13 protein-coding genes are annotated in these 13,841 nt (G+C 69.5%); 2 read left to right on the forward strand and 11 right to left on the reverse strand.

The annotated features are described in order from the left end of the window. Positions 1–37 precede the first annotated feature (37 nt). Both AB0J12_RS23025 and AB0J12_RS23030 read right to left on the reverse strand, forming a co-directional pair. Complete coding sequence (locus AB0J12_RS23025; protein WP_363266228.1) at positions 38–901, reverse strand: ABC transporter permease; 864 nt, start codon at positions 899–901, stop codon at positions 38–40. After that, positions 891–1,706 (reverse strand): ABC transporter ATP-binding protein, encoded by an 816-nt coding sequence (locus AB0J12_RS23030; protein ID WP_363266229.1) that lies wholly within the window; start codon positions 1,704–1,706, stop codon positions 891–893. Before AB0J12_RS23030 ends, AB0J12_RS23025 begins: the two co-directional genes overlap by 11 nt. Before the next feature lie 160 nt (positions 1,707–1,866). Here AB0J12_RS23030 and AB0J12_RS23035 point away from each other — a divergent pair, with 160 nt between their 5' ends. Next, positions 1,867–2,559, forward strand: coding sequence for a response regulator (locus tag AB0J12_RS23035; RefSeq protein ID WP_363266230.1), 693 nt, complete (start codon positions 1,867–1,869; stop codon positions 2,557–2,559). A gap of 87 nt (positions 2,560–2,646) precedes the next feature. Here the strand turns inward: AB0J12_RS23035 and AB0J12_RS23040 are convergent, their stop codons facing one another. The 7 genes from AB0J12_RS23040 to AB0J12_RS23070 all read right to left on the reverse strand — a co-directional run bounded on the left by AB0J12_RS23040 (position 2,647) and on the right by AB0J12_RS23070 (position 10,329). Then, entirely contained in the window at positions 2,647–3,189 is a 543-nt protein-coding gene (locus tag AB0J12_RS23040) for a GNAT family protein (RefSeq protein ID WP_363266231.1), read from the reverse strand. A gap of 74 nt (positions 3,190–3,263) precedes the next feature. Then, positions 3,264–4,856, reverse strand: a complete 1,593-nt coding sequence (locus tag AB0J12_RS23045; protein WP_363266232.1) for a cation acetate symporter — start codon at positions 4,854–4,856, stop codon at positions 3,264–3,266. Continuing rightward, a complete protein-coding gene (locus AB0J12_RS23050; RefSeq protein WP_363266233.1) occupies positions 4,853–5,401 on the reverse strand; it encodes a DUF485 domain-containing protein in 549 nt (182 codons plus the stop codon). Before AB0J12_RS23050 ends, AB0J12_RS23045 begins: the two co-directional genes overlap by 4 nt. 59 nt (positions 5,402–5,460) lie before the next feature. Beyond that, the gene (locus tag AB0J12_RS23055) at positions 5,461–6,156 is read right to left on the reverse strand and encodes a response regulator transcription factor (RefSeq protein WP_363266234.1); all 696 of its coding nucleotides are present in this window, start codon (positions 6,154–6,156) and stop codon (positions 5,461–5,463) included. Then, the gene (locus AB0J12_RS23060) at positions 6,153–7,304 is read right to left on the reverse strand and encodes a histidine kinase (RefSeq protein WP_363266235.1); all 1,152 of its coding nucleotides are present in this window, start codon (positions 7,302–7,304) and stop codon (positions 6,153–6,155) included. Before AB0J12_RS23060 ends, AB0J12_RS23055 begins: the two co-directional genes overlap by 4 nt. Beyond that, on the reverse strand, positions 7,301–7,825 hold the full coding sequence (locus AB0J12_RS23065) for a DUF1453 domain-containing protein (protein ID WP_363266236.1): 525 nt from the start codon (positions 7,823–7,825) through the stop codon (positions 7,301–7,303). The genes AB0J12_RS23060 and AB0J12_RS23065 overlap by 4 nt, the downstream gene beginning before the upstream one ends. Before the next feature lie 380 nt (positions 7,826–8,205). Beyond that, on the reverse strand, positions 8,206–10,329 hold the full coding sequence (locus AB0J12_RS23070) for a DNA topoisomerase IV subunit B (RefSeq protein ID WP_363266237.1): 2,124 nt from the start codon (positions 10,327–10,329) through the stop codon (positions 8,206–8,208). Between the two features lie 442 nt (positions 10,330–10,771). Between AB0J12_RS23070 and AB0J12_RS23075 the strand changes: the two genes are divergently transcribed. After that, entirely contained in the window at positions 10,772–11,002 is a 231-nt protein-coding gene (locus tag AB0J12_RS23075) for a hypothetical protein (protein ID WP_363266238.1), read from the forward strand. Positions 11,003–11,182: 180 nt separating this feature from the next. Here the strand turns inward: AB0J12_RS23075 and AB0J12_RS23080 are convergent, their stop codons facing one another. Beyond that, complete coding sequence (locus AB0J12_RS23080; protein WP_363266239.1) at positions 11,183–12,010, reverse strand: serine protease; 828 nt, start codon at positions 12,008–12,010, stop codon at positions 11,183–11,185. A 134-nt stretch (positions 12,011–12,144) separates the two neighbouring features. Next, positions 12,145–13,692, reverse strand: a complete 1,548-nt coding sequence (locus AB0J12_RS23085) for an RNA polymerase sigma factor (protein WP_363266240.1) — start codon at positions 13,690–13,692, stop codon at positions 12,145–12,147. Positions 13,693–13,841: the final 149 nt, after the last annotated feature.

Below are 13,841 nucleotides of genomic sequence, written 5' to 3' on the forward strand. Positions count from 1 at the left end.
AGAGGGCGCGGGACAGGACGGGGAGAAGAGACCGGCGTCAGCTGTCGGAGCGGGACGGCTTCCAGCGGAAGATGCGTCGCTCGGCGAAGGTCAGCAGCCCCTCGGCCAGGAGGGCGACGACGGCCAGGATCACCATCGCCGCGTACACGCCGGCGGCGTTGAAGGTGCCCTGCGACTGCGCGACGAGCAGGCCGATGCCCTTGGTCGCGCCGATGTACTCGCCGACGATGGCGCCGATGAGGGCGAAGCCGAAGCTGACGTGGAGGCTGGTGAAGATCCAGGACGTCGCAGACGGGATGACCACCTGGAGGGTCACCCGCCGGTTGCTCGCGCCGAGGATCCGCGCGTTGGCCACGAGGTTGCGGTCGACCTCGCGGGCGCCCTGGAAGGCGTTGAAGAACACCGGGAAGAAGACCAGGACGACGGCGGACGCCACCTTCGAGACGGGGCCGAGGCCGAACCAGATCACGAAGATCGGGGCCAGGACGATCCTGGGTATCGAGTTGAGCACCTTGATGTATGGACCAAGGACATCGGCGAGGAAGGCGATCCGCCCGAGCGCGATACCGAGGACCACACCGGCGATGACACCGACGACCCATCCGACGAGCGCCTCGTAGAGCGTGGCCCAGATCTGCTCGCCGAGGGAGCCGAGCGCCGTCCCGTGCATGACCCAGGTGGAGATCTGGTCCCAGATCTGCGAGGGCATCGAGAAGTTGAACGGATCGATGACCTTGGCGCGCGAGAGCATCTCCCACAGACCGAGCACGGCGACCAGCAGCAGGACACGCACGGACGTGACGACGACCTTGCGTCTGCGGGCGGCACGCGCGCGTGAGTGCGCACGGTCCGGGATCTTGGCCGTGTCGACGACCGGCGTGCTGAGCACCTCAGGCGACATGAGCGGCACCCCTCTCGCGGGTGATGCGCACCTCTTCGCCGAGGCACTCCCAGATCTCCCGGTAGATCTCCAGGAAGCGCGGCTCCAGGCGCACCTGCTCGACCTTGCGGGGCCGCGGCAGGTCGATGTCGAAGACCTGCTTGACGGTGGCGGGACCGGCCGTCATCACGACGACCCGGTCGGCCAGGGCGATGGACTCCTCCAGGTCGTGGGTGACGAAGACGACGGAGGCGCGCGTGCCCTCCCACAGCTCCAGCAGTTCGTCCGACATCAGCGCCCGGGTCTGCACGTCGAGCGCCGAGAAGGGCTCGTCCATGAGCAGGATCTCGGGGTCGTTGACGAAGGTCGCGGCGAGGGCGACCCGCTTGCGCTGGCCTCCGGAGAGCTGGTGCGGATAGCGGTCCTCGAAGGCGGAGAGCCCGACCCGGGCCAGCCAGGCGCGGGCCTTCTCCTTCGCCTCGGCCTTCGGTACGCCGCGGAAGCGGGGGCCCGCCATGACGTTGGACAGCACCGTGCGCCACGGGAAGGTGGCGTCCTGCTGGAAGACGAAGCCGACCTTGTCGCCGACGCCGCGCACCGGCTCACCGGCGACCAGAACCTCGCCCTCGCTGGGCTCCTCCAGGCCGCTGACCAGCGTCAACGTCGTCGACTTGCCGCAACCTGTGGGGCCGACGACGGCCACGAACTCGCCTTGGTGCACGGTCAGGTCGAGGTCCCTGACGGCCGTGTGCAGACCACCGGACGGCGTCCGGAAGGTTTTGCCTGCGCCCCGCAGTTCGATGGCGGGGCTGGTGTCTGTGCTCATGGGCCGGACCGTAGATGTGGCGCGGGCCACAGCAGCAGTCTTGTGAGCACATGCGCTTCTTTTGCTTGCAACAGCCTGTTGTGCTCATTTTGCTCGCGCTACAACAACGGAGCCGAAACACGGGCGTCACGCCCGCCTGGCCGTGACAGAAAGAGGCCCGATGATTGACGTCCTGGTGGTGGACGACGACTTCCGCGTCGCCGAGATCAACGCCAAGTACGTGGGAAAGGTTCCCGGCTTCCGGGTGGCCGCCCGCGCCCACAGCGCTGCCCAGGCTCTGGCCGCCGTCGAGCGCGGCGGGATCGACCTGGTGCTGCTCGACCACTACCTGCCCGACCAGACGGGCCTGCAACTCGTGCACCGGATGCGTCAGCAGGGACACGGCACCGACGTCATCATGATCACGGCCGCCGGTGATGTCACGACCGTACAGACCGCGATGCGTCTCGGCGCGCTGCACTACCTGGTGAAACCGTTCACCTTCGCCGCCCTGCGCACCCGCCTGGACTCCTACGCCGCGCTGCGCCGCACCGTGGACCGGGTCGGCGGCCGCGGCGTCGCAGGCCAGGAACAGGTCGACCGCATCTTCGGCGCCCTGCGGACGGCTCCGGTGCCGTCGTCGCCGGGGTTGCCGAGCGGCCATTCGGAGCCCACCACGGACCTGATCTGCTCGGTGCTGCACCGCTCCGATCAGCCCCTGTCGGCCCACGAGGTCGCCACCCGCACCGGCCTGAGCCGCTCGACCGCCCAGCGCTACCTGCGCCACCTCGAACAGGCCGGCCGTCTGCGGCTGTCCCTGAAGTACGGCGACACGGGCCGCCCCGAGCACCGGTACGCGTGGGTCGCGCCCTGAGCCCTGAGGGTCCCTCTCGCCCCCGACCGACCTGCCCCACGGCGGCCTCACGGTCGTGGCGTAAGTCGGCTACGGGCGCATCGCAACCTATGCCTGCACGCTCGGCTTCCATTCGTGGGCCAGGAGCCCGAGCAGCACCTCGTCCAGGAACTCGCCCATCACCCAGGCCGAGGAGCGCAGCACGCCCTCGCGGACGAAGCCGTTGTGCTCGGCGGAGCTCAGCATCGCGGCGTTGTCCGCGAGTGTCTCGATCTGCAGCCGATGCAGGCCTCGTACGACGAAGCCGTAGTGGCACAGCACCGCGACCACGTCGGTGCCGTAGCCCTTTCCGCGGGCGGACGGCAGCAGTCCCAGCCCGATGTGCGCGGACCGGCTGTGGTTGTCGATGCCCCACAGATTCGCGGTACCGATCAGCATGCCGCCCTCCAGCTCCACCACGGAGAACGGAACGTGCCCCTGCTCCTTGTCGTCCACCACGAGACGCGAGTCCTCCGAGCCGGGCGTCATCGGCCGCCACGGCCGGCCTTCGGCCCGCGCGGCGTTGGCAACGTCGTCGTAGAGCTCGGTCCGCAGGATCGGGATGTCCTCCGCGTGCCGGGCCCTGAGCCCGACCTTGCTGCCTGTAAGCATGCAAGCTTCCTATACGACCGGGTTGACCGGCGGCAAACCAATAAGGCACCCCGACGGCCGCCGAAGTGGCGAGCCTAGGCCGCTCCCGCGCCCGTGAGCGAACGCACCTCGGCCTCCGCGTACTTGGCCTCGTCCGGGGCCTCCGTGGAGGTCACGGTGCCCAGCCAGCCGGCGAGGAAGCCCAGCGGGATGGACACCAGGCCGGGGTTCTCCAACGGGAAGACCTGGAAGTCGACGCCCGGGAAGAGGGAGTTGGGCCCGCCGGAGACCACCGGGGACAGGATGACGAGCAGCAGGGCCGGAAGCAGTCCGCCGTAGACGGCCCACACCGCACCGCGCGTGGTGAAGCCACGCCAGAACAGCGAATAGAGCAGCACCGGCAGGTTCGCGGACGCGGCGACGGCGAAGGCCAGCCCGACCAGGAACGCCACGTTGAGGTCGCGGGCCAGCAGTCCCAGGGCGATCGCGACCACGCCGATGCCGACAGCCGCGGCCCGGGCGACGGCAACCTCACTGCGCTGCTTGCTCGTACGGCGGCGCAGCGAGGCGTACAGGTCGTGGGCGACGGAGGCGGACGAGGCCAGCGTGATACCGGCGACCACGGCGAGGATCGTCGCGAAGGCCACAGCGGTGACGACCGCGAACAGCACCGTGCCTCCCGTGGAGTCGAGGCCGCCACCGAGGTCGAGCGCCAGCAGCGGCACCGCCGTGTTCCCGGCCGCGTTGGACTGCCGTACCGCCTGCGGGCCGACGATCGCGGCGGCGCCGAAGCCGAGGACGATCGTCATCAGGTAGAAACCGCCGATGAGGCCGATCGACCAGACCACCGAGCGACGGGCGGCCCGGGCCGTGGGCACGGTGTAGAAGCGGGCCAGGATGTGCGGCAGCCCGGCTGTGCCCAGCACCAGCGCCAGACCCAGGCTGATGAAGTCCAACCGGGCGGTCCAGTTCGCGCCGTAGCGCAGCCCGGGGGCCAGGAACGCGTCTCCGTGCCCGCTGCGGTCGGCCGCCGTGAGCAGCAGCCGGTCGAAGTCGCCGTGGAAGCGGACGAGGACGAGCACGGTCAGCGCGACCGTGCCGCCGAGCAGCATGACCGCCTTGACGATCTGGATCCATGTGGTGGCCCGCATCCCTCCCAACGACACGTAGATCACCATCAGTGCGCCCACGCCGATGACGGCCCAGGACTGCGCCGCCCCGCTCGAACGCCCCAGGAGCAGGGCGACCAGGCTGCCCGCGCCCACCATCTGCGCCACCAGATAGAGAACGGACACGGTGACCGAGGAAGTTCCCGCCGCGATCCGCACGGGCCGCTCCCGCATGCGGGCGGCGACCACGTCCGCGAGGGTGAACCGCCCGCAGTTGCGGACCAGTTCGGCGACCAGGAAGAGCACCACCAGCCATGCCACGAGAAACCCGACCGAGTACAAAAGGCCGTCGTAGCCGTACAGCGCGATGAGTCCGGAGATGCCGAGGAAAGAAGCGGCCGACATGTAGTCGCCCGCGATGGCAAAACCATTTTCCATCGGGGAGAAGAGCCGTCCCCCGGCGTAGAACTCCTCAGCCGAACCGTGCCGGTGACGGCTCACCCAGGTCGTGATCGCCAGCGTGACGGCGACGAACACGCTGAACAGCGCCAGCGCGAGCGTGTGGTGGTTTCCGGTCATACGGCACCGCCTCGGGCACCGCGCGTCATCTCCTGGGTGTCCCAGCGCAGATCGAGTGCGGCCCGGTCCCGGCGCAGCCGGGCGTGGCGGGCGTAGGCCCAGGTGAGCAGGAACGTGGTGAGGAACTGACCGAGCCCGGCGAGCATCGCCACGTTCACCGCACCCGCCACCCGGCGCTCCATGAAATCGGGCGCGGCCGTCGCCGCCACGACGTACCCGACGTACCAGAGAAGGAAGCCGACGACCGCCGGAATCACGAACCTCCGGTACCGGCTGCGGACCTCCTGGAAGGCCGCGCTGCCCTGCACTTCGAGGTAGACGTCGGCCGCGGCCACCTCAGTCGGCTCCCGGCCCGCGGCCGGAACGGCGACGGCCGGGGCCGCGCCGGCGACCGACTCGCCCCATCCCGAGGCGAGCGCGTCGTACCAAGGGTCGTCATGCCGGGCGCTCTCCGGAGCGCCGACACCGAAGGGGGCGGGGCGTTGCTCGTGCGCGGTGGAACCTTCTGGACCGCCCCCGCTTGGACGACGTTTGCTTGACTGCATGCCCAAGCATGGACAGAACGGGAAGATCCCCAACTCTTTTCCCCGCGCTCTTCACCCCATCAGGTGACCTCCCCGGCCGGCGGCCGTGCCAGCCCCTTCGCATACGCGTATCGCACGGCCTGCGCCCGGTCCTTGAGCCCGGTCTTGGCGAAGAGGTTGTTGATGTGGGTCTTCACGGTCGCGGTGGACACGTGCAGTCTCCGGGCGATCTCCTGGTTGCTGAGCCCCTCCGCGATGAGCAGCAGCACCTCCGTCTCCCGCACCGTGAGTCCGTCCGGTGCCGCCTCGGCGGGCATCTGCTGCCGGGGTTCGGGCTCCGACAGCCTCTCCAGCAGGCGCCGTTGGATGCTCGGGGACAGCCCGGCATCACCGGACAGCACGCTGTGCACGGCCCGCACGATCTCGTCCCCGCCCGCGTCCTTGGTCAGATACCCGCGTGCTCCCGCGCGCAGCGCCGGGAACAGGGAGTCGTCGTCGGCGTACGTCGTCAGGACGACGACCTGGGTGCGCGGATGCTCCGCTCGAATCCGCCGGGTGGCCTCCACCCCGTCGCAGCGAGGCATACGCAGGTCCATCAGCACGACGTCGGGGTCCAGTTCCGCGACGAGTCTCACCGCCTCGTCCCCGTCCCCGGCCGCGCCGACGACCTCGACACCGGGCAACAGGCCCAGCAGCATCACGATGCCTTCGCGGACGACGGTCTGGTCGTCGGCGACCACGACACGGGCGGACACCGTCCCCTCCCCCTCGGTCATACCGGCACCTTCAACGTCACCACGAAGCCCTTCTCACCCGGCCCGGCGTCGAGCGACCCGCCCAGCAACTCGGCTCGCTCGCGCATCCCCAACAGACCGTACCCGGCGCCCGACCCGGTCAGCTCCCCCGGTCCGCCGCCCGAATCCCTTACCTGCAGCGCCACTTCATGCTCGGTGTAGTCCAGCCGCACCTCGACCTTGGCCCCGGGCGCGTGCTTGCGGACGTTCGTCAGGGCCTCCTGGGCGACCCTGCGCACCGCCTGCGAGGCCTCCGCCGGCAGCGGCCGGCTCTCACCCGAGACAGTGACCTCCGCGCCGTCGGTCTGCCTGACCAGTTCTCTCAGAAAGTCCTCCACCGGGGTCAGTTCTCCGCGCAGAGCGGAAAGCGCCTGCCGGGTCTCGGCGAGGCCCTCCCGGGCCATACCCCGGGCCGCCACGACGCGTTCGAGGATCTGCTCGCGGTCCGCGCCGCGTTCGACGAGCAGCCGGGCCGCCTCAAGATGCACGAGCTGGGCGGAGAGACTGTGGGCGAGCACGTCGTGGATCTCCCGGGCGATCCTGGCTCGCTCCGCCAGGGCCGCCGACTCCGCCTCGGCCGCCCGGGCGGCTCGTTCCTGGGCGAGCAGCCGCTGGGCGCTGCCGCGGGCCTCGGCGTCCAGCCGCAGAGCGTATCCGCCGAGAGCCAGGCCGACCGTCGTCACGACCGTGGTCAGCCACGCGTCGTCGTTGACGGTGGCGTACGCCTGGAAGGACAACCAGGTGACGGGAAGAGCCGCCGCGAGTGGCAGCCGTTCCAGCGCGGCGACACCGCAGCCGCACCAGATGACCAGAGCCGGCACCTTGAACTCGGCGGCCTGCGCGCCGACCGCGAGAGCCACGAGCAGCAGGCACAGGACGATGGACGGGACGAGCCGGTGGGCGAGAGTGGTCCGGTAAAAGGCCCAGCCGGCAGCGATGGCCGCGAAGACAACCCCTGCGGCGGCCGCGATGCCCCACCCGTGGACGCGGCCGCCGGTGAAGGAACTCCACAGCAGCGCCCCGATCGCGACGAGCCGGACCGCCCAGGCGAGCAGGCGCCGGGCCCGTGAGATGCCCTCACTGCCGAGGGCCTCCCGGGAGGGCCAGCGCGTCCAGGCGTTCTCCGTCACACGCGTTCCTTCCGTGCCTGCCGGATCATGGCGTCACCGTACGACGCGGCGGGTTCGGTCACCGGGGACATGGACTGAGCCCGCACGACCAGGATCCCGGAGCGGACGAGCAGCGTGCACGCGAGGCCGAGCAGGAGAGCGGTGCTGTTCTGGTGTATCCCCAGCAGCAGACCGAGGCCGATGAGACCCAGGCGCAGGGCGACGCCGGCGGCCCAGGCTGCCCCGCTGGCCTTGGTGCTCCTGCTCCAGACGGTGCCGTCGGTCTCCACCCACATACGGGTCGTCCAGGCCCACCCGGCGCCGGTCGCGGCGGCTATGAGGAGCTCGGCGGCGAGCAGCATCACGGACCCGGCACGGTGATGGGCGTCCAGCAGACCCGGCGAGCGCAGCGCCATAGCCGCGAGGATGACGGGAACCAGCCACCAGCGGCTGTCGGCACTGACGCGGCGGGCACTGAACTGGCGCACGATCACCAGCACGGCGACGGCGACCATCACCAGCACATTGACGAGCCCGGACATGCAAGCCTCCGTGAGCGGAACGGGGGCCGGCAGCGGGTGCCGCCGACGCCTATGAAGCTACGGAAAAGCGCAGGTCGGGCGGATCGGAGCGGGGGTGGAAAACCGGGTGGAACCGCAGAGGGTGCTCCCTCCACCCACGGGTGGAGAGCGTCTGGTGGCGGTGAGCGCCTCGTGGCGCAGGGCGGCTCGGGCGGGGGCGAGTGCGGGGGCGGCGTCGTGGTGCCCGCGGTCGCTCCGCCACAGCGCGCCCCGTCAGCACGCGGGTTCTGCCAGGACGTAAGCCCCTGCCAGGGCGGGCACGGCCCGGGGCCCCTGGGCCGGACGCATCTCACGCGTCCGGCCAGGGGCCCCGAATGGGTCGGCCAGGTCCAGCTCAGCGACTACGCGTCGATGCGGGAGCGGTCCAGCGTCGCCGCCGAGCTGGAGATGAACTCCTTGCGTGGCGCAACGTCGTTGCCCATGAGCAGGTCGAACACCTGCTCCGCCGCCTCCAGGTCGGTGAGGTTGATCCGGCGCAGGGTGCGGCGACGCGGGTCCATCGTCGTCTCGGCCAGCTGGTCGGCGTCCATCTCGCCCAGACCCTTGTAGCGCTGGATGGAGTCCTTGTAGCGGACACCCTTGCTCTGGAACTCCATCAGCTTGTCCCGCAGCTCACGGTCCGAGTACGTGTACACGTACTTGTCCTGGCCCTTCTTCGGCTGGACCAGCTCGATGCGGTGCAGCGGCGGCACCGCCGCGAAGACCCGGCCCGCCTCCACCATCGGCCGCATGTAGCGGTGGAACAAGGTCAGCAGCAGCGTGCGGATGTGGGAGCCGTCGACGTCGGCGTCGGTCATCATGATGATCTTGCCGTAGCGTGCCGCGTCGAGATCGAAGGTGCGCCCGGAGCCCGCTCCTATGACCTGGATGATCGCGCCGCACTCGGCGTTCTTCAGCATGTCGGTCACGGAGGACTTCTGAACGTTGAGGATCTTGCCGCGGATCGGCAGCAGCGCCTGGAACTCGGAGTTACGGGCGAGCTTGGCCGTGCCGAGCGCGGAGTCGCCCTCGACGATGAACAGCTCGCTCCGCTCGACGTCGTCGCTGCGGCAGTCGGCCAGCTTGGCCGGCAGCGAGGAGGACTCCAGGGCCGTCTTGCGACGCTGGGCGTCCTTGTGCTGGCGCGCGGCGATACGCGTGCGTGCCGCGGCGACGGCCTTCTCCATGACCACCCGGGCCTGGGCGGCGGCGTCACGCTTCGTGGAGGTGAGGAACGCCTTGAGTTCCTTGGTGATCACGTTGTTCACGATGCGGCGAGCCGCCGAGGTGCCGAGGACCTCCTTGGTCTGGCCCTCGAACTGCGGTTCTGCGAGCCGGACGGTGACGACGGCGGTGAGGCCTTCCAGGGCGTCGTCCTTGACGATGTCGTCTTCAGCGACGCGCAGGAGCTTCTTGGCGCGCAGGACCTCGTTCATCGTCTTGGCGATCGCCTGCTCGAAGCCGGCGACGTGGGTGCCGCCCTTGGGGGTGGCGATGATGTTGACGAAGGACCTGAGCATCGTGTCGTAGCCGGTGCCCCAGCGCATCGCCACGTCCACGCCCAGCTCACGGGTGACCTCGGTGGGCGTCATCTGGCCGTGCTCGTCCAGGACCGGGACGGTCTCCTTGAACGTGCCCTGCCCGCTGAAGCGGAGCACGTCGCAGATCGGCTTGTCGCCGGCCAGGTACTCGCAGAACTCGCTGATGCCGCCGTCGAAGCGGAACGACTCCTCGCCCTTGCTGCCGCCCTCACCGAGGCCGTATTCGTCACGGACGACGATGGTCAGGCCGGGCACGAGGAAGGCGGTCTGGCGGGCGCGCTGGTGCAGCGTCTCCAGAGAGAGCTTGGCGTCCTTGAGGAAGATCTGGCGGTCGGCCCAGTACCGCACGCGCGTGCCGGTGCGGGTCCTGGGGATCTTCTTGGCCTTGCGCAGTCCGCTCTTGGCCTCGAACTTCGCGTCCGGGCCCTCGCCGGTGAAGGCGCCGGGGACGCCGCGGCGGAAGCTGATGGCGTGCGTGTGGCCGCTACGGTCCACCTCGACGTCCAGCCGGGCGGACAGGGCGTTCACGACGGAGGCCCCGACGCCGTGCAGACCACCGGAGGCCGCGTAGGAGCCACCGCCGAACTTGCCTCCGGCGTGCAGCTTGGTCATGACGACTTCGACACCGGACAGGCCTGTCTTGGGCTCGACGTCGACCGGAATACCGCGGCCGTTGTCCCGCACCTCGACGGAGGCGTCGTCGTGCAGGATCACCTCGATGTGGTCGCAGTAGCCACCGAGGGCCTCGTCGACGGAGTTGTCGATGATCTCCCACAGGCAGTGCATCAGGCCACGGCTGTCGGTGGACCCGATGTACATACCCGGACGCTTGCGTACGGCCTCGAGCCCCTCGAGGACGAGCAGGTGCCGCGCGGTGTAATTGGATCCGTCCCGCTCTGCTCCTGCCAGCAGCGCTGTGGACGACACGGACGTCTCGGCGGTCACGCGGTTCGCTCCTCGCTGAATTTCAGATGGGGCCCTGATGGGTAAGGGGCCGGCTTCGGTCACCGGTGAGAGGGTACCGAGGCCTGGTAGAGCCGTTGTAACGCCACCCTCGTGCTCGGTTCACCCTAGTGCAGGATCGTAAGCTTGTTCGATCCCTCGATGGGGTGACGTGCACATCACGTTCCCTGGGAGGCATGAACCGTTTAGGCTCCGGGCACGTCCTCATGAACAAACCGGCAATCCCGCCGGGAGGGCGACCATGACCGACAGAGCGAAACCGTAGGACACGACAGATACGCAATACGGCACATTCGCCGCCAACCCGGCAGCAGCCAACCCTCTCGGAGATTTTTTTCGAGGAAAAGCCGCGAGCGGGAACGTTTTGGGGCTGGTTGGATGTTGACCCTGGTACGACAGCTCGTCGAGCTAGAGAAGAGGCGACGTGACTACTGTTCTGACTTCCGCGAGCCCGCTGACGGCCGCTGATCGCTGCGACCGCTGCGGCGCCCAGGCATACCTGCGCGTCGTCCTGCTGAGTGGCGGAGAACTGCTCTTCTGCGCCCACCACGGTCGCAAGTTCGAGCCGGAACTCAAGAAGATCGCCGCTGAGATACAGGACGAGACCGAGCGACTGACCGCCGTTCCGGCATCCGCCTCCGAAGAAGAGCACTGACTCTGCGCGACCACGACGAGCCAGCTCCGGCACAGGCCGGCGCACGGGCGGTCGTCCCCGAAGGGGGCGGCCGCCCGTGCTCGTCGAGGTAAAGGAGAGGGACAGGGGTCGGCAGGCCCCTGCAAGCCGGCCAGGAGCCGCCAGGCGCCACCCAGGGGCCCTCAGGCTCCCCCGGGCCCATCACCCACGGCTGAGCGTCCGTACGACGCCGGACACGCGCGTGTAGACGCCCGGACTCCCGGCCCGTCCGCAGCCACTCCCCCATGACACCAGCCCGATCAGCCGCCCCTCGGCGACCAACGGGCCTCCGCTGTCGCCCTGGCAGGCGTCTCTGCCGCCGGACCGCTCACCGGCACACACCATGCTTTCGGCGTCGTACGTTCCGTCACCGCCACCTGGGTAGGCCTGCTCACACAGCGCGTCCGACAGGACACGCACGGGAGCGGCTCGCAGACTCGCGGCGTAGTCTCCTGCCCCTGTGACATCGCCCCAGCCGTAGACCAGCGCGCGCGTGCCGGGGGCGTACGCCGGGTCGCCGTCGGCGGCCATGCTGATGACGGCGCTGCTGGGCAGCGGCCGGGACAGGGTGAGCACCGCGAAATCACCGGTGTTGCTGCCGGCGTGGTAGCCGGGGTTCACCCAGGTCTCGCGGACCGGGATCTCACTGCCCTGGTCCGACAACAGATTTGTGCGTCCGGCGATGACCTTGAAGTCCCGCAGCCGCTCAGGCGGCCCGCCCAGGACGTCCTCGCCGAGGCAATGGGCGGCGGTGAGCACGGCGGTGCGGCCGATCGCCACTCCCCCGCAGAACTGCCCTGCCCGCGTACCCCCGAACCGGTCACGACTGGACAACGCCACCGTCCAGGGACTCTGCGCGACATCGACGGGGAAGCCCCCGACCACCACGCTGTCGGCGGACGAGGGGGCGGCGGACATCAGCGGTATGGCCCCTGCGGCGGCCGCCAGGACCAGCGGCCGGATCAACGCGCGGGCAATGGAACGACGCATGCACGCTCCTCACTCGGGGTTCGTCATGGAACACCCAGAGTGATCCAGCTCCGGGTGCCCCGCACCCGCTGGACCATGGAGAAGGCCCGGCTCCCTCTCGGGAGACCGGGCCTTCTGCGTCGTACGACCGCGACCTAGTCGAGGTAGTCGCGCAGCACCTGGGAACGGGACGGGTGGCGGAGCTTCGACATGGTCTTGGACTCGATCTGGCGGATGCGCTCACGCGTCACGCCGTAGACCTTGCCGATCTCGTCGAGGGTCTTCGGCTGACCGTCGGTGAGACCGAACCGCATGGAGACGACGCCGGCCTCGCGCTCGGACAGGGTGTCCAGGACGGAGTGCAGCTGCTCCTGCAGGAGCGTGAAGCTGACGGCGTCGGCGGGGACCACGGCCTCGGAGTCCTCGATGAGGTCGCCGAACTCGCTGTCGCCGTCCTCACCCAGCGGGGTGTGCAGGGAGATGGGCTCGCGGCCGTACTTCTGGACCTCGATGACCTTCTCCGGGGTCATGTCGAGTTCCTTGGCCAGCTCCTCCGGGGTGGGCTCGCGGCCCAGGTCCTGGAGCATCTGGCGCTGCACGCGCGCGAGCTTGTTGATGACCTCGACCATGTGCACCGGGATACGGATGGTGCGGGCCTGGTCGGCCATCGCGCGGGTGATCGCCTGACGGATCCACCAGGTGGCATACGTGGAGAACTTGTAGCCCTTGGTGTAGTCGAACTTCTCGACCGCGCGGATCAGACCGAGGTTGCCCTCCTGGATGAGGTCCAGGAAGAGCATGCCGCGGCCGGTGTAGCGCTTGGCCAGGGAGACCACCAGGCGGAGGTTGGCCTCCAGCAGGTGGTTCTTGGCGCGGCGGCCGTCCTCGGCGATGATCTCAAGCTCGCGCTTGAGCTTCGGGGCCAGCTTGTCGGAGTTCGCCAGCTTGTCCTCGGCGAACAGACCCGCCTCGATGCGCTTGGCGAGCTCGACCTCCTGCTCGGCGTTGAGCAGGGGGACCTTGCCGATCTGCTTGAGGTAGTCCTTGACCGGGTCGGCGGTGGCACCGGCCGCGGCGACCTGCTGCGCGGGCGCGTCGTCCTCGTCCTCGTCGGAGAGGACGAAGCCGGCGCTCTCGGTGCCCTCGGGCTCGTCGCCGACCTTGGCTTCCTCGAGGACCTCTTCCTCGACCGGCTCGGCGTCGTCCTTCTTGGCAGCCGTCTTCTTTGCCGCCGTCTTCTTGGCGGGGGCGGCCTTCTTCGCCGCCGCCTTCTTGGCGGGGGCGGCCTTCTTCACCGCGGCCTTCTTCTCGGTCGAGGCTTCCTCGATCGGATCAGCCGCGGGGTCGGCCGGCGCCTCCGGGGCAGCCGCGGTCGTCGCGGTGGCCTTGCGGGTGGTCACCGTCTTCGCCGCGACCGTCCTGCTGGCGGTGCGCTTGGCCGGGGTCTTCGCTGCGACGCTCTTTCGGGTGCGCTTTGGCTCTGCGGCACTGACCATCAGCGTCACACCCTCTTCCTCGAGGATCTGGTTGAGGCTGCGCAGTACGTTCTTCCACTGAGTGGCCGGGATCTGGTCAGCTTCGAAGGCCCGACGCACATCGTCGCCGGCGATCTGCCCCTCAGCCTTTCCCCGCTCGATGAGCGCCATGACAGAGACGGACTCGGCAATCTCCGGCGGGAGCGTACGGGATGTGCTGGCCGACACGAACAACCTCTCGGAACGTTGGAAAACGGCTTCCGGCCCCGTCCACTGCGGACAGGAGCCGACCACCGGCTTGGGGATGGGCCGACGGCGCGGGCGGGCGCCGGGAAGATGCACAGCGCCATGAACGGCGTCCGTATTCCCTCCGCGGC

Source organism: Streptomyces sp. NPDC049915 (genome assembly GCF_040656475.1).
Lineage (GTDB): Bacteria > Actinomycetota > Actinomycetes > Streptomycetales > Streptomycetaceae > Streptomyces.